The following is a 22,003-nucleotide window of genomic DNA, read 5'->3' as shown; positions in this document are numbered from 1 at the left end:
GATGACCGTGCTCGCGACATTCTTCTGGGGTTGGCTGCTCGGCGCAGCGCTGCTCGGCTTCGGCATGGGCTGGATCGCGGTGGTGCATCGGGCGCAGGGCGTCTCGAAGGTCTGGATCGGTTGGCTGTCGCTGCTTGCCGCCGCGCTGGTCGCGGCGTCGTTCGCGCGGGTCGTGCCCGGCCGCTTCGGTTACTGGCTCGATCTGGTCCTGCTCATGTTCGCGCTCTATCTCGTCGGCTGCGCCATCGGCTCCTGGTTGCGCGACTGGGTGGTTTCCCGCAGCAAGCCCGCGAGCTGACCCCAAGCCCTTGATCCTTTGGGCCTGAACGACGCCGCCATGCGCGGCGCCGGCCCACTTGATATTGTCGTTGACATCAATACGTACGTACGTATTAAATACACCTATGCCGAAACCCTCTCTCCGCGATGCCATCCTCGACGCCGGCCTGAAGGCGATGTTCCGCACCGGCTATCACGGCACCAGCGTGCGCGACGTCACGGCCGCCGCCGGCGCCCCGCAGGGCTCGTTCACCAACCATTTCCGCTCCAAGGAGCTGTTCGCGGCCGAGGTGCTCGACCGCTACTTCCTCTATGTGCGCGGCCTCGTCGCGGAAGCACTCGATGACACTACGCTGCCGCCGCGCGAAAGGCTGCGGCGCTATCTCGATCTCATCACCGGCAAGCTTGCGTATGACGGCTTCACCCGCGGCTGCCTGATCGGCGATTTCAGCCTCGAGGCGTCAGGCTCCAGCGAGATGCTGCGCGCGCAGCTCGACGACATCTTCCGGGAGTGGCGTGTGCCGTTCGCAGCCTGCATCGCCGAAGCCCAGGCCAAGCGCGAGATCGCCTCCGACTTCGATCCCGACGCGCTTGCCGATTTCCTGCTCGCATCCTGGCAGGGCGCGATGCTGCGCATGAAGGTTGAACGCAGCGAAGCCGCGCTGACGCGCTTCAAGACGATCGCATTCCAAACCGTGTTCAAGGAGTTGCCATGACCCTGTCCGTCGAGATCAGCCTGCATCATCGTTCCGTGTTCGGGACCACGATGGCCTATCGCGAGACCGGACGCAGCGACGCGCCGCATGTGCTGTTCCTGCACGGCAATCCGACGTCATCCTTTATCTGGCGCAACATCATGCCGCTGGTCGCGCCGGTCGGGCACTGCATCGCGCCCGACCTGATCGGCTACGGCCAGTCCGGCAAGCCCGACATCGCCTATCGCTTCTTCGAGCATGCCGACTATCTCGACGCGCTGATCGACGCGCTCGGCATCAACTCGGCGTATCTCGTCGCGCAGGATTGGGGCACGGCGCTCGCGTTCCATCTCGCGGCGCGCCGTCCGCAACTCGTGCGCGGGCTGGCTTTCATGGAGTTCATCCGCCCGATGCGGGACTGGTCCGACTTCCACCAGCACGACGCGGCACGGGAGACGTTCAAGAAGTTCAGGACACCGGGCGAGGGCGAAGCGATGATCCTCGACAACAATGCGTTCGTCGAACGCGTGCTGCCCGGCTCGATCCTGCGCAAGCTCAGCGAGGAGGAGATGGCCGCCTACCGCGCGCCGTTTGCGACGCGCGAGAGCCGCAAGCCGACATTGATGCTGCCCCGCGAGTTGCCCATCGCAGGCGAACCTGATGATGTCGATCAGGCGCTCGCCGCAGCACACGCGGCGCTTGCGGCATCGACCTATCCGAAGCTGTTGTTTGCGGCGTCGCCCGGGGCGCTGGTGTCGCCGGCCTTCGCCGCCGAATTCGCGGCGACGCTGCAGCATTGCGCGGTCATTCAGCTCGGCGCCGGCGCGCACTATCTGCAGGAGGATCATCCGGAGGCGATCGGCCGCTCGGTCGCAGGGTGGATCGCCGGGATCGAGGCCGCGAGCGCGCAACGCCGCGCGGCATGAGCGGACGGGAGCGCACGCCATGATCGATCTCTCGATCATTTATTGCCGTCCCTGCGGTTACGAGAAGCGCGCCAGGGAGGCGGCCGCGCTGCTGCGCGAACGCTTTGGGCTCGATGCGGCGCTGGTGCCCGGCAAGGGCGGCATCTTCGAGGTCCGGCTTGACGGCAAGGTGATCGCCCGCCGCGTCAAGGGGCATTTCCCCGGTGCCTCGGAAATCGTCACCGCGGTAGCGTCGGCGCGGGCATGACCGTGCCGCCGCTCGCGGCTTCCTCCCCGTAGTATTCCGGATGCCTCGCGGGCCGTTCGGCGGGCTAACTGCCGCACGGGAATGTCAAGTCTTGTCGAAGGTGGCGAGAAACGCGCATATTTGTGCATCCGCTGTCATGAATCATCCCTAATATCTTGAAGATGCGCGTTTTATTGTCCTTCGACGAATTCCACTCCGGCTTAAAACGCGCTACACGGGGCAGGACACAGCGAAGCGCCGGCGGAGTTCGCCCGGGAGCCGTCGTCGCGGGATCGCAATTCGAGGTCTAGATGCTGGAAGCAATACGCAGGGCGATGGCGTTTCTGCGCCAGAAGCAAATCCTGCATCGGCTGGGTGTTGTGATCAGCATCGCCGTCATCGGCATCGCCTGCTACGTCCTCTATCACATGCTGCGCGGCATCGACACCAACGAGGTGCTCGAGGCCATCAAGAGCACCGAGCCGCGGCAAATCGCGCTGGCGGGGCTGTTTGTCACAGCCGGCTATTTCACGCTGACCTTCTACGATCTGTTCGCGGTGCGTGCGATCGGCCACGCCCACGTGCCCTATCGCATCAACGCGCTCGCGGCCTTCACCTCCTATTCGATCGGCCACAATGTCGGCGCCAGCGTCTTCACCGGCGGCGCGGTGCGCTACCGGATCTATTCGGCCTGGGGACTAAACGCGATCGACGTCGCCAAGATCTGCTTTCTCGCCGGCCTCACCTTCTGGCTCGGCAATGCAGCGGTGCTCGGGCTCGGCATCGCCTACCACCCGGAGGCCGCCGCCAACATCGACCAGCTGCCGCCCTGGCTCAACCGCACGCTGGCGTTCGGCATCATCATCGCGCTGGTCGCCTATGTGGTCTGGGTCTGGACCCAGCCGCGGGTGGTCGGCCGCGGCCCGTGGACGGTGACCTTGCCGGGCGGTCCGCTGACGCTGCTGCAGATCGCAATCGGCATCGTCGACCTCGGCTTCTGCGCGCTGGCGATGTACGTGCTGGTGCCGGACGAGCCCAATCTCGGCTTCGTCGTGGTCGCCGTCATCTTCGTGTCGGCGACCCTGCTCGGCTTCGCCAGCCACTCCCCGGGCGGCCTTGGGGTGTTCGACGCCGCCATGCTGGTCGGCCTCTGGCAGATGGACCGCGAGGACCTGCTCGGCGGCATGCTGCTGTTCCGCCTGCTCTACTATATTGCGCCGTTCGTCATATCTGTAATCTTGCTGACGTTTCGGGAGGTTATCGTCGGCGCCCGACTCAAACGGCCGCCGCAGGCTGATTCGGGTCCCCGCGCTGAGCCGCATCATGAGGCGGTTCTGGTCCGCAAGCGCGGTGACTCCGGCGTCTGACGAAGCGGCCCGATGCCTCCCGAGGGAAGGTCGATGTGACCGCGCCTGGGCGAGACATGAACCGACGGGAAGAAAGCCGCCGCGATGGCAATTGACGATTCGCATTCCTCCATCTTCTCGCCCTGGCCCGACCGGTTGCGTCATGCCGCGCTGATCCTGCTCGCCGCGGCGCTGGCGCTGAGCGTGGTGGTTTCACTCGGCGAGCTGTCGCTGGTGCGCGCCTGCGCGGTATTCGCCTGCATCGCGGCCGCGGCGCTGGTGCCATGGCGGCTGCATGATGCCGGGACCTCGCGCGAGGATGTCCGCAGTGGCAATCCGGTCGAGGCTGCCTCCGTCAGCGCGGTGGTCGCCGGCATGCCGGATCCGGCCGTGCTGCTCGATCGCGCCGGCCGCGTCATCCACCTCAACACCGCCGCGGCCGAACTCGCGCCGGCGCTGCGCCGGAACGAACTGGCGCAATTTGCCCTGCGTTCGCCGGAGATCATCACCGCGCTGCGCGAGGCGATCGCGACCACCGAGCCGCGGCGAGCCACCTACACCGACCACGTCCCGGTCGATCGCTGGATGGAACTGGTGATCACGCCGGTTCCAGTGCCGACCCAGTTCGGTGGCACCGAGAAATGTATGCTGATGACCTTCCACGACCTGACGCCGCTGCGTCGGGTCGAGGAGATGCGCGCCGACTTCGTCGCCAATGCTAGCCATGAGCTGCGCACGCCGCTCGCCGCTTTGTCCGGTTTCATCGACACGCTGCAGGGGCCGGCGCGCGACGACGCGCGGGCGCGCGAGCGGTTCCTCGGCATCATGCACACCCAGGCCACCCGCATGGCGCGGCTGATCGACGATCTGCTGTCGCTGTCGCGGGTCGAGTTGTCCGCCCATGTGCGGCCCGAGGCCTCGATCGATATCGTGCCGATCATCCGTCAGGTCGCCGACGGGCTCGAGGCGCTGGCCAGCGAGCGCCAGGTCGAGATCGACGTCGACCTGCCGCAGACCCCGGTCACGATCGCCGGCGACCGCGAGGAACTGCTCCGCCTGTTCGAGAACCTGATCGAGAATGCCCTCAAATACGGCGCCTCGGGTGGCCGCGTCATAGTGTCGCTCAATCAGACCGTTTCGGGCGCATCGGGCGAAGGAAGCCCCGAAATCCGGGTTTTGGTGCGGGATTTCGGCCCCGGCATCGCCCCGGAGCACCTGCCGCGGCTGACCGAGCGGTTCTACCGGGTCGACGTCGGCGATAGCCGTAACCAGGGCGGAACCGGTCTCGGATTATCGCTGGTGAAACATATTCTTAACCGTCATCGCGGGCGTCTTTTGATCGAGAGCGTGCCGAAAAACGGCGCCACTTTTACCGCCTGTTTTCCCCGGCCGAAGACCCCGATACCGACCCAAAGCTAAGCACTTTCAGCTGCTTAGCTCTGTCATCCAACTGTCATCCAACCTTCGTAAAAGCAGCACCGACCGCTCCTAGATGGACCGGCGTGAGCGCAATCGGGCGCGTTCGGCGCTTCGCTCACAAGATGGAGACCACCCCATGAATTTCATCAAAGCAATCGTCGCTGCCGGCATGGTCGCCGCTTCGACGTCAGCCTTTGCTGCCGATATTACCGGCGCGGGCGCGACGTTTCCGTTCCCGATCTATTCGAAGTGGGCTGACGCCTACAAGAAGGACACCGGCAATGGCCTGAACTACCAGTCGATCGGTTCCGGCGCCGGCATCAAGCAGATCCAGGCCAAGACCGTGACCTTCGGCGCCACCGACGCGCCGCTCAAGGCCGAGCAGCTCGAGAAGGACGGCCTCGTCCAGTGGCCGATGGTGATGGGCGCGATCGTTCCGGTCGTGAACGTCGAGGGCATCAAGCCGGGCGACCTCGTTCTGTCGGGCGAAGTGCTCGGCGACATCTACCTCGGCAAGATCACCAAGTGGAATGACGCGGCGATCGCCAAGCTCAATCCGAAGCTGACCCTGCCGGCCGACGCCATCACCGTCGTGCGCCGTTCGGACGGTTCGGGCACCACCTTCAACTTCACCGACTATCTCGCCAAGTCGAATGCCGACTGGAAGTCCAAGGTCGGTTCCGGCACCGCGGTCGAATGGCCGGTCGGCGTCGGCGCCAAGGGCAACGAAGGCGTTGCCGGCAACATCGGCCAGACCAAGAACGCGATCGGCTATGTCGAGTACGCCTATGCCAAGCAGAACAAGCTGACCTACACCGCGCTGGTCAACAAGGCCGGCAAGACCGTGCAGCCGACCATCGCCGCCTTCCAGGCCGCTGCGTCGAATGCCGACTGGGCCAAGGCTCCCGGGTACTACGTGATCCTGACCGACCAGCCGGGCGAAGCCTCCTGGCCGATCACCGCGGCGACCTTCATCCTGATGCACAAGGACTCGACCGACAAGGCGGCCTCGCAGGAAGCGCTCAAGTTCTTCAAGTACGCCTTCGAGAAGGGTGACAAGGCGGCCGAAGAGCTCGACTACATCCCGATGCCGGACTCGGTCGTCAAGCTGATCGAGAAGACCTGGTCGTCGGACATCAAGAGCTAAGTTCGATATTTCGGACACGGCCTGTGCCGCCTTCCAAGCGCGGCACAGGTCGAACGATCAAGACCCGGGCTCCATCACGCGGCAAGAAACGTGGATGGCGACCGGGTTTCGCGCCCCAAACAGGCGCAAGCCGGAACGGCGCCGGTTAAATGCGTCAGTGAAGATCGCTTCGGGGCGTAGCGGTTTGCGTGGCTTTCACATAGTAAAGAGGGGATTGGCGTGGCAGACATGGCTGTTCAGAGCGATGTGATGGAAGCCGCGGGACCGTACGATCGCGCCAAGGCCCTCAGCGCCTTCAAGCTGGGTGATCTCACCTTCTATTGGATTACCCGCATCTCGGCGATTTCGGTTCTGTTGATCCTCGGCGGCATCATCCTGTCGCTGATCGTCGGCGCCTGGCCGGCGATGAAGGAATACGGTTTCGCCTTCCTCTGGACGCAGCGCTGGGCGCCCTCGGCCGATCCGCCGGTGCTCGGCGCGCTCGGCCCGATCTATGGCACGCTGATCACCTCGGTCATCGCGATGATGATCGCGATCCCGGTCGGCATCGGTATCGCCATCTTCCTCACCGAGCTCTGCCCGCAAATGCTGCGCCGCCCGATCGGCATCGCCATCGAGCTGCTGGCCGGCATTCCCTCGATCATCTACGGCATGTGGGGCTTCTTCGTGCTCGGCCCGTTCCTGGCCAACACGTTCCAGCCGTTCATGATCCGGATCTTCGAAGGTGTGCCCGTCTTGGGTGCGGTGTTCGGAGGCCCGCCGTCCTATCTCAGCCTGTTCAACGCCGCGCTGATCCTTGCGATCATGGTGCTGCCCTTCATCACCGCGATCTCGGTCGACGTGTTCAAGACCGTACCGCCGGTGCTGAAAGAGGCCGCCTACGGCATGGGCTGCACCACCTGGGAAGTCGTCCGCAGCGTCGTGATCCCCTACACCCGGGTCGGCGTGATCGGCGGCATCATGCTGGCGCTCGGCCGCGCGCTCGGCGAGACCATGGCGGTCACCTTCATCATCGGCAACTCGTTCCGCATCTCGGCGTCGATCTTCGCGCCGGGCACCACGATCTCGGCCGCGATCGCCTCCGAATTCGCCGAGAGCGACGGCCTGCACCAGTCCGGCCTGATCCTGCTCGGCCTGCTGCTGTTCGTGCTGACCTTCTTCGTGCTCGCCGCCGCGCGATTGATGCTGATGCGGCTTGAAACGAAGGCGGGGAAGTAACGCCATGAACCCGATCTACAAATCCCGCCGCCGCAGCGACATCGTCATCCGCGCACTCTGCGTCGGTGCGGCGCTGTTCGGCGTCACCTGGCTGGCGCTGATCCTGTTCACGCTGCTCTACAACGGCCTCGCCGGCCTCAGCGTGCAACTGTTCACCCAGAACACGCCGCCGCCCGGCTCGACCGAAGGCGGTCTGCTCAACGCCATCGTCGGTTCGGTCATCATGACCGTGATCGGCGTTGGCATCGGCGCGCCGCTCGGCCTGTTCGCCGGCACCTACCTCGCCGAATACGGCAAGAACGACAAGCTCACCTCGGTGATCCGCTTCATCAACGACATCCTGCTCAGCGCGCCGTCGATCATCATCGGCCTGTTCATCTATGGTGCGGTGGTGGTGCCGATGCGCGGCTTCTCGGCGATCGCGGGCGCGCTCGCGCTCGCCGTGATCGTGATCCCGGTGGTGCTGCGCACCACCGAGGACATGCTGCTGCTGGTGCCCAATCCGCTGCGCGAGGCGGCCTCCGCGCTCGGCCTGCCGCGTTCGCTGGTGATCAAGCGGATCGCTTATCGTGCAGCGCGATCCGGTCTGATCACCGGCGTGCTGCTGGCGACCGCCCGCGTCGCCGGCGAAACCGCGCCGCTGCTGTTCACCGCGCTGTCGAACCAGTTCTTCAGCTGGGATTTGACCAAGACCATGGCCAACCTGCCGGTGACCATCAACAACTTCGTGCAGAGCCCCTACGCCTACTGGAAAGAGCTGGCGTGGAGCGGTGCGCTGCTCATCACATTCACTGTGCTCGCGCTGAACATCGGCGCGCGCATCCTTGGTGCCGAAAGGGCCGCAAAATGACCGAGCTTTCCGTCTCCACGACCGCCGCGAGCCACGTTCCCCAGGTGCCGTTGCCGGAAGCGCCGCCGAAAGTCACGGTGCGCAACCTCAACTTCTATTACGGCGAGCACCACGCGCTGAAGAACATCAACCTGACGCTCGGCACCAACCGCGTCACGGCGTTCATCGGTCCGTCCGGCTGCGGCAAGTCGACCCTGCTGCGTATCTTCAACCGGATGTACGATCTCTATCCGGGCCAGCGCGCGGTCGGTCAGCTGATGCTGGACCAGACCAACATTCTCGATCCCAAGCTCGACCTCAATCTGCTGCGTGCGCGGGTCGGCATGGTGTTCCAGAAGCCGACGCCGTTCCCGATGACGATCTACGAGAACATCGCCTTCGGCATCCGCCTCTACGAGAAGATCTCGAAGTCCGAGATGGACGACCGGGTCGAGAAGGCGCTGCGCGGCGGCGCGCTGTGGAACGAGGTCAAGGACAAGCTGAACGCTTCCGGCCTGTCGCTCTCCGGAGGCCAGCAGCAGCGGCTGTGCATCGCGCGCACCGTGGCGGTGCGTCCCGAGGTGATCCTGTTCGACGAGCCGTGCTCGGCGCTCGACCCGATCTCGACCGCCAAGGTCGAGGAGCTGATCCAGGAGCTCTCCGAGGACTACACGATCGCGATCGTCACCCACAACATGCAGCAGGCGGCGCGCGTCTCCGACAAGACCGCCTTCATGTATCTCGGCGAGCTGATCGAGTTCGACGACACCAACAAGATCTTCACCTCGCCGAGCGATCGACGCACCCAGGACTACATCACCGGCCGGTTCGGCTAGCGCATGATCCGGAAAAGTGGGCACCGGTTTTCCGATTGGATCATGCGAAACTGAGGACACGAAATCATGATCCCCGGGATCATGATTGAGGGAGACAAGCGATGGCTTCTGAACATACCGCCAAGGCATTCGACAGCGACCTGCAGGAGTTGACCCGCCTGGTCGCCGAGATGGGCGGCCTCGTCGAGCGCATGATCACCGAGTCGGTCGACGCGCTGATCCGGCGCGACGTCGCGCTCGGCAAGCGCGTGGTCGCCGCCGACATCGAGATCGACAATCTGCAGCGCGTCATCGAAGAGCGCGCGGTGCTGACGATCGCCCGCCGCCAGCCGATGGCGATCGACCTGCGCGAGATCGTCAGCGCGATGCGGGTCGCCACCGACCTCGAGCGGATCGGTGACCTCGCCAAGAACATGGGCAAGCGCGTCGCGGCGCTGGAGAGCGATTTCCAGCCGCTGAAGCTGATCCGCGGCCTCGAGCACATGACCGACCTCGTGCTGTCGCAGGTCAAGTCGGTGCTTGACGCCTATGCCGCGCACGATCTGCCGGCGGCGATGAACGTCTGGAAGGGCGACGAGGAGGTCGATGCGATCTGCACCTCGCTGTTCCGCGAGCTCTTGACCTACATGATGGAAGATCCGCGCAACATCTCGTTCTGCATCCATCTGATGTTCTGCGCCAAGAACATCGAGCGGATCGGCGACCACGCCACCAATATCGCTGAGACCGTGTTCTATATGATCGAGGGCCAGCAGATCACCGACAAGCGTCCGAAGGGCGATATGACCAATTTCGCCACCACGGTGCCGGGTAACTAGGGCATGATCCGCATCGGCGGAACCGGATTGTCGTCGCGACAAACCGTTTCCACGGGGAATATGCTCAGGGGTTGAGTGTTTCGGTTTGCGTTTGGGCAACGGATCACCACAGAGAAAGAACTTAGACCGATGAGCGCACGCATTCTGGTAGTCGAAGACGAGGAAGCGCTGACGACACTGTTGCGCTACAACCTCGATGCGGAAGGCTACGATGTCGAAACGGTGGGACGCGGCGACGACGCCGACACCAGGCTGAAGGAGCGCATCCCCGACCTCGTTGTGCTCGACTGGATGCTGCCGGGCCTGTCCGGCATCGAGCTGTGCCGCCGCCTGCGGGCGCGGCCGGAGACCAAGCAGCTTCCGATCATCATGCTGACCGCGCGCGGCGAGGAGAGTGAGCGCGTGCGCGGGCTTGCCACCGGCGCCGACGACTACATCGTCAAGCCGTTCTCGGTGCCCGAGCTGCTGGCGCGGGTGAAGGGCCTGCTGCGCCGTGCGAGCCCGGAGCGGCTTGCCACCGTGCTGACCTATGGCGACATCGAGCTCGACCGCGAGAAGCGCCGCGTGGCGCGCTCGGGCCGCCCGATCGATCTCGGGCCGACCGAATATCGCCTGCTCGAATTCTTCCTCGAACATCCCGGCCGGGTGTTCAGCCGCGAGCAGCTGCTCGACAGCGTCTGGGGCCGCGACATCTATATCGATGAGCGCACCGTCGACGTGCATATCGGCCGCCTGCGCAAGCTGCTCAATCCGGGCCGCGAGCAGGATCCGATCCGCACCGTGCGCGGCGCCGGCTACGCGCTCGACGACCGCTTCGCGAAGGCCGAGCCGCAGCCGTAGCCGCGGAGCCGCAAATAAACTACAGCGTCGTCCCGGCGAAAGCCGGGACCCATAACCACGAATCTTGATTGTTGGAACGCGCTGGGGGCCGCAGCCCGGCCTGACCACCTGCGCCGGTGGTTATGATGGGTCCCGGCCTGCGGCGGGACGACACCGGTGATGCAGACGTAGATGGGGTAACGGGCCGGCCGCCCGCTCGCTACGGCGCGCTTTGGAAGCGCGCTCGCGAGCGGCCTGTTGGTTGGAAGGCGGTCGTCCCTCAAACTGATGGTGTCAACGGAGTCGGGCAAGCCCGCTCCAAGCATCATTAAGGGACGACCATGTACCACTATGCAGGAATCGACGTGTCTTTGGAATGCTCGAGCGTCTGCCTTGTCGATGGGACGGGTAAGATTTTGCGCGAGGCGAAGGTTGCGAGCGAGCCGGAGGCCTTGATCGGCTGGTTCCGGTCGCTGGGGTTGGTGCTGGAACGGATCGGGCTGGAGGCTGGTCCGCTGTCGCAATGGCTCTACGCAGCGATGCGGGATGCGGGCCTGGCAGTCGAACTGTTGGAGACGCGGCACGTCCGCGATGCCTTCAAGGCGATGCCGGTGAAGTCGGACCGCAACGATGCCCGCGGGATCGCGCAACTGATGCGGCTGGGCTGGTTCCGGCCGGTGCACTGCAAGTCGATCGAAGCGCAGGAGACGCGGGCGGTTCTGACGGCACGCAAGCTGCTGCAGTCGAAGCTGCGCGACATCGAGAACAGCCTGCGCGGCGTGCTCCGCGGCTTCGGTCTGAAGGTCGGCCCGACCACCGAGCGCACGTTCGCCGAACGCATCCGGGAGCTCGTAGCGGGCCATCCTGGACTTGAGGTGGTGGCCCAGGCACTGCTCGAAGCCCACGCCGTGCTGCGGCGCGAGTTCAATGGCCTGGATAAGCACACCCAAAGGCTCGCCAGGTCGCACCCGCAGGCGAAGCTCTTGATGACGACACCGTCCGTCGGCCCGATCGTGGCGCTCACCTATGCCTCGGCGATCGACGACCCGAAGCGCTTCCGGTCATCGAAGGCGACGGGAGCGCATTTTGGCCTCACCCCGAAGAAGTACCAATCGGGCGAAACCGACTATACCGGCCGCATCAGCAAGATCGGCGATGCCTCCGTGCGCGAGGCGCTCTATCAGGCGGCTCATGTCATGCTGACCAAGCCGGTCAGGAACTGCTCGGCGCTGAAGGGCTGGGCGATGCGGATCGCCCGGCGCGCAGGCATGCGCAAGGCCAAGGTGGCGCTTGCACGCAAGCTCGCCGTGATCCTGCATCGCATGCTCGCCGACGCCAAACCGTTCAACCCGATGGCCAAGGCCTCGGCAACCTAAGCAAGGAGCAGCAATCGGTTCCGGGCGGGCCACGACACCAGGCTCTCCCTGAGCGAGGTCCCTTCGCCGGGACGATGGATCCGGTCAGGCCGCCATCCGGGAAGTGGCTCACAACCACGCTTCCGTAGATTGGCCGGCCGGCTCCTCAATGCACCCCATCAGGCGACGGCCACCGCGCCGATCCCGTACAGAAGCAAGTGCCCGGCGACTGGATCACGCAAAAAGGGATTGACTTACCAAGGCCCGTTACAGAAGCCCGGATGCAGCTAAACGAAAATCCACAATCGCCTCCCCAAAGTTTGGCGGTGTGCGTCGGGTAGACCTCGCTTCGCCGCGCTATCGGTCAAACCGAAGCTGTTGGGCTCTTGCTTGCGCCGGCAACATGTTGCTGCGCATAGGCCCAAAGCTGCTCTTGGCTTGCGGCATCGAAAGCTTGCCACGGCAGATACCACCAGCCCTGATAATCGGAGCGCAGCAACAGCAATCTGTTCGTTCGAGCTAGCGATTTGACGTTGGCCCAAGGCATTAGGATGGTGGGACCTTTGCCATATCGTTGGTGATGCCGCTTTCGGTGACCTCATACGTGATCCCTGTGCGACCGACGCTGAGCCGGTACCACAGCCAAATAGCTTGCCGGCGAAAGAAATAGACAGACAGCGTGAACGGAAGCCAGCTCACGGCGTAATGCCAGATGGAGGCAAAATACCATTGTATTGCCACACCGGGGTGCGCGACCGCATAGGTCCAACTATTGGGGAGACAAGAAACGAAGAGATAGACCGCCCACAAGAAGAAGGCGCCGAAGGGTGCCAGGAAGCCGAAGAGCAGCACCCGCGGTGCTCGCCAAAGCTCGAACACGATTTCGTCGCGATACGTCATCTTGGCTGCGCCTCTAACGGGCGTGTCCCTGGACGCCTGTGTCAGGTCAGTCTGTTCGCTTGCCATGTGATGGATGCTCGATCTGCGTGTGATCCAGCACCGATACAATTGTAACGTTGCGAATGGCTCGCCATCAGCGATAAAATTTTAGGAAACGGTCCGCACCGATTGGTTGCGAAGCCAGGTCGAGACTGCCACAAAAAAATCCCCGCTTTCGCGGGGATTTGTTTTTCAAGTCTACGCCGGTTTCCCGAGTGCTCACTTGATCTGCGGTTTCGCCGACGGCCGGCGGCGATCGCCGGCGGGCTGGTAGGCGACGCGCGAGTGGTGCGCGCAATAGGGCAGGCCGCCGAGCGCCTTGCCGCCGCAGAAGAAGAATTCCGGGCTCGAGGGATCACCGACCGGCCAGTGGCAGGTGGCCTCGTTCAGCTCGAGCAGCGACAGCCGCTGGCTCATCGGCACAACGTTGTCGTAGGAGATCGGATCGGGCTCCATCTCGACCTCGAAGGCGTGCGCCAGCGCGGTGTTGCCGCGCGAGACCGGACGCGCCACCCGCATCATGTGCTGGGCGGGGCGGGCCTTGCGCTGCCGCGGCGCGGCCGTGGAGGGGGCCTTGGCGCGGCCGGAGAGGCCGAGCCGATGCACTTTGCCGATCACGGCGTTTCGCGTCACATTGCCAAGTTCCGCGGCGATCTGGCTGGCCGACAGGCCAGACTCCCAGAGCTTCTTCAGCTGCTCGACGCGATCGTCGGACCAGGTCAATACAGTCATCGCATTCTTCCTTTCGCATGGCGCCGGCCAGTCATTGGAGCGACGCTGCGAGCCAAATCCGGGTCAAAATCCCAGCGGCCAGAATCCCTTAGCCCTCGCCGGGCGCGGTCTTGCGCCCGAACGTTTACGTGTGACACGAAGGCTACTTAGAGGGTCCAGTACTGCCGCACGAGATGTCGTACCCGACAGGCCAAACGCTACAATATGGCGTGACTCTGGCGCAAGAGTCCGCGGCCGTGCGTCCACATGTTCCCACAAAGTTAAGCACTACAATGAGGCTTTTCCACCGCACCGGAATGCTCCGGATTGCGCTCGTTCCGCATCGCAGGAAGGCCGGCAAAGGCCGGCTGCTGGCGATTGACACCTACTGGCCGCAGCATAGAATGCCTGCACGTGCCGCCCGCAAAGGCGGCCGTTTTGTTTTCCGAAGCTGGCCGTTGCTGCACTGGCGTCAAGGCGCGCACGGCAATTGTCGGCTTCAAACCGGCAGTGAACGCCATGACCAACAGCGCCTCGTCGCATCTGCTCCCCGTCTTCGCCAGGGTCGATCTCGGCTTCGAGCGCGGTGAGGGCGCCTGGCTGATCGCAACCAACGGCGACCGCTATCTCGACTTCACCTCGGGCGTTGCGGTGAACGCACTCGGGCACGCGCATCCGCATCTGGTCAAGGCGCTGCAGGAACAGGCGACCAAGCTCTGGCACATGTCCAACCTGTTCAAGAGCCCGGACGGCGAGGTGCTGGCCGCCCGGCTGTGCGAGCAGAGCTTTGCCGACTTCGTGTTCTTCTGCAATTCCGGCGCGGAGGCGATGGAGGGCGTGATCAAGCTCGTCCGCCATTATCACTTCTCCAAGGGCCATCCCGAGCGCTACCGCATCATCACCTTCGAAGGCGCCTTCCACGGCCGCACGCTGGGCACGCTGGCTGCGACCGGCTCGCCAAAATATCTCGAGGGTTTTGGCCCGCCGATGGACGGCTTCGACCAGGTGCCGCATGGCGACATCGAGGCCGTCAAGAAAGCGATCGGCCCGCACACTGCCGGCATCCTGATCGAGCCGGTGCAGGGCGAGGGCGGCGTGCGCTCGGCGCCGCAGGCGTTCTTCAAGGCGCTGCGCGCGCTCTGCGACGAGCATGGCCTGCTGCTGGCATTCGACGAGGTGCAGACCGGTATGGGCCGCACCGGCGACCTGTTCGCCTACAAGCGCACCGGCGTGACCCCTGACGTGATGTCGCTGGCGAAGGCGCTCGGTGGCGGCTTCCCGATCGGCGCGGTGCTGGCGAGCGCCAAGGCCGCTGAGGGCATGGCGCCGGGTTCGCACGGCTCGACCTTCGGCGGCAATCCGCTCGCGGTCGCCGCGGCCAATGCCGTGCTCGACGTGATGCTGAAGCCCGGCTTCTTCGAGCACGTGCAGAAGATGTCGCTGCTGCTCAAGCAGAAGCTCGCCTCCGTCGTCGACCGCTATCCGTCCGTGCTGGCGGAAGTGCGCGGCGAGGGCCTTTTGATCGGCGTCAAGGCTGTGGTGCCCTCGGGCGACCTCGTCGCCGCGCTGCGCAACGAGAAGCTGCTCACCGTCGGTGCCGGCGACAATGTGGTGCGCTTCCTGGCGCCCCTGATCGTGACCGAGGCCGAGATCGACCAGTCGATCGGCTCGCTCGAGCGCGCCTGCTCTGCGCTGGCGGCGGCCCAGCCGAAGAAGGCGGCGGGATGATGAGCAAGCCGGTCCGTCACTTCCTCGATATCAACGAGCTGCCGCTCGCCGAGCTGCGCAACATGCTGTCCGCCGGCGCCGCCATGAAGGCGAAGCTGAAGGCCCATGAGAAGGGCGGGAAGCCGCTCGAGGGCAAGACGCTGGCGATGATCTTCGAGCGCCCGTCGACCCGCACAAGGGTGTCGTTCGACGTCGGCATGCGCCAGCTCGGCGGTGAAGCCATCATGCTGACCGGCGCCGAGATGCAGCTCGGCCGCGGCGAGACCATTGCCGACACCGCGCGCGTGCTGTCGCGCTATGTCGATGCGATCATGATCCGCATCCTCAACCATGACGCGCTGCTCGAGCTCGCCGCCCACGCCACCGTTCCCGTCATCAACGGCCTGACCCGCCGTTCGCATCCCTGCCAGGTGATGGCCGACCTCATGACCTATGAGGAAAACCGCGGCTCGATCGAGGGCAAGACGGTGGCCTGGACCGGCGACGACAACAACGTGCTGGCCTCCTGGGCACACGCAGCAGAGCGCTTCAAGTTCCAGCTCAATGTCGCGACCCCGCCGGAGCTCTCGCCGAAGAAGCCGATGCGCGACTGGATCAAGGCGACCGGTGCGCCGATCATGCTCGGCACCGATCCGGAAGCCGCCGTGCGTGGCGCCGACTGCGTCGTCACCGATACCTGGGTGTCGATGGGCGACAAGGAGGGCGAGCACCGCCACAATGTGCTGAAGCCCTATCAGGTCAATGCCAAGCTGATGTCGCTCGCCAAGCCGGATGCGCTGTTCATGCACTGCCTGCCCGCGCATCGCGGCGAGGAGGTCACCGACGAGGTGATCGACGGCCCGCAATCCGTGGTGTTCGACGAGGCGGAAAACCGCCTGCATGCGCAGAAGGGCATTCTGGCCTGGTGTTTCGACGCGGTCGCGTAGTCGTAGGTCAGCAAGTGTTGTCGTCCCGGGCAAGCGCAGCGCGACCCGGGACCCATAACCACCGCTGTCAATTGTTGTGAAGGCTGGGGCCTCAGCTGGATGCATCAACCGACAGTGGTGGTTATGGGTCCCTGCTTTCGCAGGGACGACGCATCTCTCGTTGAGTGAACCCCTTTATTTCATGGTTCGAGACCCCAGATAGAGCGCCATGGTTTCACAATCCCCCGACATCAAAATCACGCCCGAGGCGCCGGTTCGCGCGCCGTCAGCGGTTCCTGTCGACGATGCCGTGCTGGCCTTCGAGGTCGGCGCGCTGGATCTGCGCGGCCGGCTGACCCGGCTCGGCCCTGCGCTCGACGAGATCCTGCACAAGCACGATTATCCGCCGGCGGTGGGCAAGCTGCTCGGCGAGGCCATTGTGCTGACCACGCTGCTCGGCTCGTCGGTCAAGTTCGAGGGCCGCTTCATCCTGCAGACCCGGACCGACGGTCCGGTCTCGCTGCTGATCGTCGATTTCCAGGCGCCCGACCGGCTGCGTGCCTATGCGCGTTACGACGAGGCGCGCCTCAAGACTGGCCAGAGCTCGGGCGAGCTGCTCGGCAAAGGCCATCTCGCGATGACCATCGACCAGGGCGCGAACACCACCAGCCGCTACCAGGGACTGGTCGCGCTCGACGGCGGCGGCCTCGAAGAGGCGGCCCATGAATATTTCCTGCGCTCCGAGCAGATCCCGACGCGGGTGCGGCTTGCGGTCGGTGAGGAGATGCGCGGTGGCGAGGGCGGCAAGCTGCACTGGCGCGCCGGCGGCATCCTGCTGCAATTCCTGCCCAAAGCGCCCGAGCGCGCCAAGCAGGCGGATCTGCACCCCGGCGATGCGCCGGAGGGGACGGCCACGCATCACGTGCCTGATGATGACGCCTGGGTCGAGGGACAATCGCTGATCTCGACCGTCGAGGATGTCGAACTGATCGATCCCGATCTCTCCGGCGAACGGCTGCTGTACCGGCTGTTCCACGAACGCGGCGTTCGCGTCTTCAACCCGCAGACGTTGCGCGCGCAGTGCTCCTGCTCGCGCGATGCGGTGTCGTCGATGCTGAAGAGCTTTGCGCCGAACGATCGCGCCGAGATGGTCAAGGACGGCAAGGTCGTCGTCACCTGCGAGTTCTGCTCGTCGGTGTATGAATTCACGCCGCAGGAAGCCGGCGCGGAGTAGGCGGCAACCTGTCCACGAGGCCCGGTAACCAGGCCTGTCAGCTCAGCAAGGTGCGGGTCTTGCTGACGGCGTCATAGATTTCGATCTGAAGCATCGGATAAGCCGCCTTCAGTTGTCGGCCGGACGTTTCAGCTGCCTCGACCGTGTCGAACTCCGACTTGAAATGTTTGTCGACAATGATCACGAAACCTTCGGCGGGAGGCCGGTCGGCGCGCAGTGGTTTCTTCGGCTCTGGCTCGTCAGTGGACGGTGGGGATTTCTTCATCATGGGAATTCCTCCTGGATCGACCTTCAACTCAGCCGGTGGAACGCCGGCGGCAAGACTTCACGAACGAGTTCGCTCAGATTCAGCGTCTCCCCGCTGTCGGTGATGTCCGAGAACAGCACCTCGACATAGGGGTGTTGGCGGTTGAACGCAGCACCGCGTTGGTATTTCGCACTGACGATCCGCTCGATCGCCGCCAGGTTAAGTCTGCCAAGCGCATTGTATTGATCGCGGAACAGGCTTCGGTGTCCGCCGCGGTGCTCGACAGACTCGGCCCAGACGTCCATCACCTTGCGGCCGATGAATGCCTCGATCCGTTCATTTCCGTCCCGGGTGAGAAGCCGCAGCCCGTCCATGCTGTGCGGTCCGTCATCGACGCCGAATTGGGTGAGTGACATAACGAATCTCCTATTGTTGCAGTTTGCTTACATCGGCAGTCCCTCGGGGACTGCGCCTCCTTCATTGTCCCATCGCGACAAAGCCGCAGCGCGCGATCTCGCATCCTGACGCGCCTCCAGAACCTTGTTGCGATCGGCATCATCCTTGTGCTTGTGCAGGAAGCGAGCGATCTGCCCGCGGAGCGCCGCCGTCTCCAGCAGCTTTCCGACCGATCCGGCGGTGTCGAAGATTTCCCGCTGTAGCGTCTTCGGCAGGACGTTCCATTGCATGATGACGGCCGCGCCGAGACACCGCAGTACGTACTCCTCTTCGGCGGCAAGGGCCGCGCCGCGGGAGCGGTCCTGCTCCGCAACGTTCACTGCGTCGTCAAAATTGTCCGCCAGTTGCTGCTCGTTGTCCGCGAGCGAAGCGAGGCGGTCTTGCTGCTCCTGAAACTTGCGGCTTTCGCCCTGACCGCTCGAACGCTTGATCAGTTCGCCATATGCGGCTGCCTTGGCACGATACTGCTGAGATTTGAACATGGCGGGCCCTTTCGTTGGAGGTCTCCGCGCATTCCGGCCAATCTCGATGGCCGACGAGGATGATCTTTTATATGGGAAGCAATGGGTCGAATAACGAGCACCAAGGCCACAAATCACCGAGCACAACAAAATCGGATGGCGCGCGTGAATATCTGCACCGCGACAACGTTCACCGCGGTCGCCTGTTCCTGAAGGACAGGTCAGAGCCGATGTCGACGCCGTTGCCTGGTGAGAGACGACCGGAGGCCATGCCCTTCGGCATCCGATGAATGGCGGCCTCAGTCCGCCTCGTCATGGGGCGGCTTTTCCTCAAGGTCGGCAGCCAGAGCTTCGGTTCTGATTGAATCAGAAGCGAAGCTCCAGTTTGTCAGTGTGACACGTTTTCTTCACGCGAACCGGTCCCCTTCGCTCGACGCTCTAGCAGGGCGTTCGCAGGCCGGGAGATGTCAGCCAATCATTGATGTGCGAGGCGGTCTCGATCAGGCGCGCCTTGCGAAGCATCGCATCGCGCTGAAGGCTGGGCAGCAATGGCTTCGCAGCATCCCTTATCCTCACCGCCTCTAACGCCAGCAGATCATGAGGCGGCGGTTCAGGCTGGCTGTGTTGGGCAATCGGCATAAAGCTCTCCTGATTACTGGCGGGAGCTTGGAGCACTCTCAGTCACCGATATCGGCCAGAGGCGGAGCGGTGATGACTGCAGTAGATACCCCTTATGCCCGGTAGTCGACTTAATTCGTCATCGAGGGTCATATCCCAACTTTGGCGGGTGGGTTGGGGACGTCCACTATGCGGTTGACGATGTCAGAGAAGCCAATGGTGCATTGAATGCGTACACGAAACCGGTCGGCTCATAGCTTAGCCGCACGTCGCCGCGCAGTTGCCTGCCAAGCGTCTCGATCAGCCGTGTCCCGAAACCGCGCTTTTCGGGAGGGTGGACTGCCGGACCGTTCTTCTCGATCCATGTCAGATGCAAGCGCTGTGCTGGTTGATCCAGCGTCCAACTGATGTCGATCCGCCCTTGTGGAGCGGACAGGGCACCGAACTTCGTGGTGTTCGTGCAGAGCTCGTTGAGCGTCATTGCGATGGCGATGACGGCGCCCGACGTCATGCGAATATCGGGTCCTGAAATGGAGAACTTCGGCTCATCCGGATTGTTGAATGCTTCGGTGGCGCCGCGGACGACCGTGCCAAGATCCGCGCTGCTCCATCTTGCCTGCAGCAGGAGATCGTGCGCCCGCCCGAGCGCCAGCAGCCGGCCCGCGATGGCGTGCTGCGCGTGTTCAGCTCCTTCCAGGTTGCGCAGGCTCTGGGAGACGATGGCACCGACGGTTGCGAGCGTGTTCTTGATGCGGTGGTGAAGCTCCTCGAGGATCACCTTCTGCAGCTTGTCGGCCGCTTCGCGCTCCTTGGCGTCAATGCCGGCCGCGGTCAGCAAACTCTGCGCATCGATCTCGGCCTGCGCGAGGAGAAGCCGAAGGCTGACATTCTCTTCCGCCAGAACGTCTTGCTGCGGTGCTAAGCGGCTTGCAGCACGCGGGTCTGTGCGGAGGTCGGCTGGAGACATCATCGACCATATCATTAGAAGCTGGCTCTTCGGCGAATGTTTTCTGCGCAATCAGGCGAATCTGGACGTATCCGGCACGAAAAACGCGAGGGCATCAGGCCCGGCCGATCATGCCATGCATCTCAGCTATCACTTCCCCGGCATCGAGTGGCTTGGCGAAGGACCTGCTGCAGGCGGGAATATCAAGGCTCGGCAGGTTCGATTGCCCCGATACCACGATGATCTTGATCGACGGCCAACGCCCGTGCACGGCATGTGCGAGTTCAAGGCCGTCCATGCTGCCGGGCATCTGGATGTCGGTGCATACCAGCGCGATATCGGACCTGGATTCCAGGATGGCGACAGCCTCATCGGCATCCATGGCCTCAAGTGGCGTATAGCCGGCGTCTTCCACCATTTCTACCGCGCGCATGCGAAGCAGCATCTCGTCCTCGACAATGAGCACAACAGCTGGAATGCCTGAATGATCGAGTACCATTAGAACGCCTGGAACGCCGCTCGCAGCGATTTGAGAGATCGAAGCTGCCCTGAACCGGACGAGGCAGTCGATCTGGGACAAGCGTCTCGGTGCCCATTCGATCCCCGGCCAGCTGATAAATGATATAAGCTCGCCGCGAATGCACGTTGCCATCTCGCGCCGGCGACAAACGGCGCGCTTGCTCCTGCGTGTCACTAGCGTGTTGGTTCTCAGTCGGGAGCGAGCACACAGCAGCGCACCGCCCTCTTAGGCCGTTCAATCGGCTGCTCCGCCGCGTTTTACCGCAGAGAAGCTCCTGCATTTCGGCGGCATTTCGCGCGCCTCGTCCACGGCGGCCACCGCTCGGATCATCGAGATCGTGAGCCAGCGTTGATTGGGTTTGTTTCATCCGAGGCGATCCGGCCTGCGGCGAAAGCGCGCAGCGTTGGATCACCATTGAATGACGACCACGGCGGCGACCAGCAGCACAAAGAAGATCGGCAGCAGCACCGGTGGTACGAGCAACCCGCGAAGATCGAATTTGGAGATATCTGACATGTAACCGCCTGTTTTGGTCAAGGCGGGAGCGCAACACTCTCAGTCACCGGTAACAGCCCGGGGCGCGCGGTGATACTGAACACGTAGCGATCCTTCCGCCCGACAACAAGGCGAATCGCGATCTATTTGTGGGGGCCTGGTGCGAGTGGGCTTGTCATTGGTTAGTGGAGTAGCCACGTAAGCGGTAGCGCAACTGTATTGTTACAGCATCCCCTTTGCGGAAGCGCGAAGCCTTAGCCGCCAAATCTTGCCCCCGATATCGACCGACGTCACGTCGCTTCAATGTGCGCGTCACGGGGCACGGCACGCCATGGCATCAACCTGATAGGCCTTATCCATGATTGAGTTTCCAAATCATAGTCGTTCATACGACCAGACGCGGCGCGCCGTGCGGTTTTGGGGATATGACAGTGCTATTGAGGCATCATTCTTCGTCACCGAAGGCGCCTTGAAACGCATTCAATCGGATGCCTACCTCGACGAGCCGGGCCTTCTGAACGCGTTCGATGCCAACCGCGATCTGATCTGTGCCGCCGCTGCCAGGGTCTATGTTCGCGGAAGTAGGGGGTCTTACGATCTGGTCGCTGCGAATTTCTGAAATCGGCGCCGTCGATCCGATCACGCGAGACAATCTGGCAGATTGAGCGCGTTGGTCGAGCTTGCAAGCGATCAACTGGAGGATGTCATGGATACGAGTTTCGTACAGACTTTCTTGGCGTGTGGAGGAATCTTCGTTCTCTCGTTCGTTGCGATCGGGGCTTTCTGGTTCCTGGAGCGCATGCGGGGCGCCAGTGCCCCTCACATGTGAA

26 protein-coding genes are annotated in these 22,003 nt (G+C 63.6%); 17 read left to right on the top strand and 9 right to left on the bottom strand.

The annotated features are described in order from the left end of the window. Position 1 precedes the first annotated feature (1 nt). From HAP48_RS11885 to HAP48_RS11825, 13 genes are all read left to right on the top strand, one after another. Complete coding sequence (locus tag HAP48_RS11885) at positions 2 to 298, top strand: hypothetical protein (RefSeq protein ID WP_166213645.1); 297 nt, start codon at positions 2 to 4, stop codon at positions 296 to 298. Positions 299 to 404: 106 nt separating this feature from the next. Further along, positions 405 to 995, top strand: a complete 591-nt coding sequence (locus HAP48_RS11880; protein WP_166213646.1) for a TetR/AcrR family transcriptional regulator — start codon at positions 405 to 407, stop codon at positions 993 to 995. After that, complete coding sequence (locus tag HAP48_RS11875) at positions 992 to 1,900, top strand: haloalkane dehalogenase (protein ID WP_166213647.1); 909 nt, start codon at positions 992 to 994, stop codon at positions 1,898 to 1,900. Before HAP48_RS11880 ends, HAP48_RS11875 begins: the two co-directional genes overlap by 4 nt. 19 nt (positions 1,901 to 1,919) lie before the next feature. Continuing rightward, on the top strand, positions 1,920 to 2,147 hold the full coding sequence (locus tag HAP48_RS11870) for a SelT/SelW/SelH family protein (protein WP_166213648.1): 228 nt from the start codon (positions 1,920 to 1,922) through the stop codon (positions 2,145 to 2,147). Positions 2,148 to 2,437: 290 nt separating this feature from the next. Beyond that, positions 2,438 to 3,493, top strand: coding sequence for a putative bifunctional lysylphosphatidylglycerol flippase/synthetase (locus HAP48_RS11865; protein ID WP_224497024.1), 1,056 nt, complete (start codon positions 2,438 to 2,440; stop codon positions 3,491 to 3,493). Positions 3,494 to 3,577: 84 nt separating this feature from the next. Further along, the gene (locus tag HAP48_RS11860; protein WP_166213649.1) at positions 3,578 to 4,891 is read left to right on the top strand and encodes an ATP-binding protein; all 1,314 of its coding nucleotides are present in this window, start codon (positions 3,578 to 3,580) and stop codon (positions 4,889 to 4,891) included. A gap of 136 nt (positions 4,892 to 5,027) precedes the next feature. After that, the gene (gene pstS / locus HAP48_RS11855; RefSeq protein WP_166213650.1) at positions 5,028 to 6,038 is read left to right on the top strand and encodes a phosphate ABC transporter substrate-binding protein PstS; all 1,011 of its coding nucleotides are present in this window, start codon (positions 5,028 to 5,030) and stop codon (positions 6,036 to 6,038) included. 228 nt (positions 6,039 to 6,266) lie between these two features. Then, positions 6,267 to 7,256, top strand: coding sequence for a phosphate ABC transporter permease subunit PstC (pstC, locus tag HAP48_RS11850; RefSeq protein ID WP_166213651.1), 990 nt, complete (start codon positions 6,267 to 6,269; stop codon positions 7,254 to 7,256). 4 nt (positions 7,257 to 7,260) lie between these two features. Then, positions 7,261 to 8,106, top strand: a complete 846-nt coding sequence (gene pstA, locus HAP48_RS11845) for a phosphate ABC transporter permease PstA (RefSeq protein ID WP_051346119.1) — start codon at positions 7,261 to 7,263, stop codon at positions 8,104 to 8,106. Then, complete coding sequence (gene pstB, locus HAP48_RS11840; protein ID WP_050403108.1) at positions 8,103 to 8,921, top strand: phosphate ABC transporter ATP-binding protein PstB; 819 nt, start codon at positions 8,103 to 8,105, stop codon at positions 8,919 to 8,921. Before pstA ends, pstB begins: the two co-directional genes overlap by 4 nt. A 101-nt stretch (positions 8,922 to 9,022) precedes the next feature. After that, positions 9,023 to 9,739, top strand: a complete 717-nt coding sequence (gene phoU / locus HAP48_RS11835; RefSeq protein WP_024578984.1) for a phosphate signaling complex protein PhoU — start codon at positions 9,023 to 9,025, stop codon at positions 9,737 to 9,739. Between the two features lie 129 nt (positions 9,740 to 9,868). Beyond that, positions 9,869 to 10,579: a phosphate regulon transcriptional regulator PhoB gene (gene phoB / locus HAP48_RS11830; RefSeq protein WP_029079895.1), complete on the top strand. Its 711-nt coding sequence runs from the start codon at positions 9,869 to 9,871 to the stop codon at positions 10,577 to 10,579. A 320-nt stretch (positions 10,580 to 10,899) separates the two neighbouring features. Further along, positions 10,900 to 11,934, top strand: a complete 1,035-nt coding sequence (locus HAP48_RS11825) for an IS110 family RNA-guided transposase (RefSeq protein WP_166203463.1) — start codon at positions 10,900 to 10,902, stop codon at positions 11,932 to 11,934. Between the two features lie 343 nt (positions 11,935 to 12,277). On the opposite strand, the gene HAP48_RS11820 is transcribed toward HAP48_RS11825, so the two are convergent. The 3 genes from HAP48_RS11820 to HAP48_RS11810 form a co-directional block, all read right to left on the bottom strand. Further along, a complete protein-coding gene (locus HAP48_RS11820) occupies positions 12,278 to 12,418 on the bottom strand; it encodes a hypothetical protein (protein ID WP_166213652.1) in 141 nt (46 codons plus the stop codon). A gap of 41 nt (positions 12,419 to 12,459) precedes the next feature. Further along, positions 12,460 to 12,813 (bottom strand): hypothetical protein, encoded by a 354-nt coding sequence (locus HAP48_RS11815; protein WP_166213653.1) that lies wholly within the window; start codon positions 12,811 to 12,813, stop codon positions 12,460 to 12,462. A 258-nt stretch (positions 12,814 to 13,071) separates the two neighbouring features. Next, complete coding sequence (locus tag HAP48_RS11810) at positions 13,072 to 13,584, bottom strand: GcrA family cell cycle regulator (protein WP_029079894.1); 513 nt, start codon at positions 13,582 to 13,584, stop codon at positions 13,072 to 13,074. A 498-nt stretch (positions 13,585 to 14,082) separates the two neighbouring features. On the opposite strand from HAP48_RS11810, the gene HAP48_RS11805 reads away from it, so the two are divergent. From HAP48_RS11805 to HAP48_RS11795, 3 genes are all read left to right on the top strand, one after another. Then, positions 14,083 to 15,291: an aspartate aminotransferase family protein gene (locus HAP48_RS11805; RefSeq protein ID WP_166213654.1), complete on the top strand. Its 1,209-nt coding sequence runs from the start codon at positions 14,083 to 14,085 to the stop codon at positions 15,289 to 15,291. Next, positions 15,291 to 16,217 (top strand): ornithine carbamoyltransferase, encoded by a 927-nt coding sequence (gene argF, locus HAP48_RS11800; protein ID WP_166216535.1) that lies wholly within the window; start codon positions 15,291 to 15,293, stop codon positions 16,215 to 16,217. Before HAP48_RS11805 ends, argF begins: the two co-directional genes overlap by 1 nt. A 208-nt stretch (positions 16,218 to 16,425) precedes the next feature. Beyond that, entirely contained in the window at positions 16,426 to 17,430 is a 1,005-nt protein-coding gene (locus tag HAP48_RS11795; RefSeq protein WP_166213655.1) for an Hsp33 family molecular chaperone, read from the top strand. A 37-nt stretch (positions 17,431 to 17,467) separates the two neighbouring features. On the opposite strand, the gene HAP48_RS11790 is transcribed toward HAP48_RS11795, so the two are convergent. The 6 genes from HAP48_RS11790 to HAP48_RS11765 all read right to left on the bottom strand — a co-directional run bounded on the left by HAP48_RS11790 (position 17,468) and on the right by HAP48_RS11765 (position 20,738). After that, positions 17,468 to 17,698: a hypothetical protein gene (locus HAP48_RS11790; RefSeq protein ID WP_224497023.1), complete on the bottom strand. Its 231-nt coding sequence runs from the start codon at positions 17,696 to 17,698 to the stop codon at positions 17,468 to 17,470. Positions 17,699 to 17,721: 23 nt separating this feature from the next. Next, positions 17,722 to 18,093, bottom strand: coding sequence for a signal transduction histidine kinase (locus HAP48_RS11785; RefSeq protein ID WP_166213656.1), 372 nt, complete (start codon positions 18,091 to 18,093; stop codon positions 17,722 to 17,724). Positions 18,094 to 18,120: 27 nt separating this feature from the next. Further along, complete coding sequence (locus HAP48_RS11780) at positions 18,121 to 18,615, bottom strand: hypothetical protein (protein WP_035976533.1); 495 nt, start codon at positions 18,613 to 18,615, stop codon at positions 18,121 to 18,123. Positions 18,616 to 19,032: 417 nt separating this feature from the next. Continuing rightward, on the bottom strand, positions 19,033 to 19,233 hold the full coding sequence (locus tag HAP48_RS11775) for a hypothetical protein (protein ID WP_166202910.1): 201 nt from the start codon (positions 19,231 to 19,233) through the stop codon (positions 19,033 to 19,035). A gap of 166 nt (positions 19,234 to 19,399) precedes the next feature. Continuing rightward, positions 19,400 to 20,179, bottom strand: a complete 780-nt coding sequence (locus tag HAP48_RS11770; RefSeq protein WP_166216538.1) for a sensor histidine kinase — start codon at positions 20,177 to 20,179, stop codon at positions 19,400 to 19,402. Positions 20,180 to 20,273: 94 nt separating this feature from the next. Next, positions 20,274 to 20,738: a response regulator gene (locus HAP48_RS11765; RefSeq protein ID WP_420869863.1), complete on the bottom strand. Its 465-nt coding sequence runs from the start codon at positions 20,736 to 20,738 to the stop codon at positions 20,274 to 20,276. A gap of 793 nt (positions 20,739 to 21,531) precedes the next feature. Between HAP48_RS11765 and HAP48_RS11760 the strand changes: the two genes are divergently transcribed. Further along, a complete protein-coding gene (locus HAP48_RS11760; RefSeq protein ID WP_084518382.1) occupies positions 21,532 to 21,792 on the top strand; it encodes a DUF1488 family protein in 261 nt (86 codons plus the stop codon). Positions 21,793 to 22,003: the final 211 nt, after the last annotated feature.

The organism is Bradyrhizobium septentrionale (genome assembly GCF_011516645.4).
Taxonomy (GTDB): domain Bacteria; phylum Pseudomonadota; class Alphaproteobacteria; order Rhizobiales; family Xanthobacteraceae; genus Bradyrhizobium; species Bradyrhizobium septentrionale.
The sequence above is the reverse complement of the archived record's forward strand: the minus strand, read 5'-3'. Positions and strand labels throughout refer to the sequence as shown.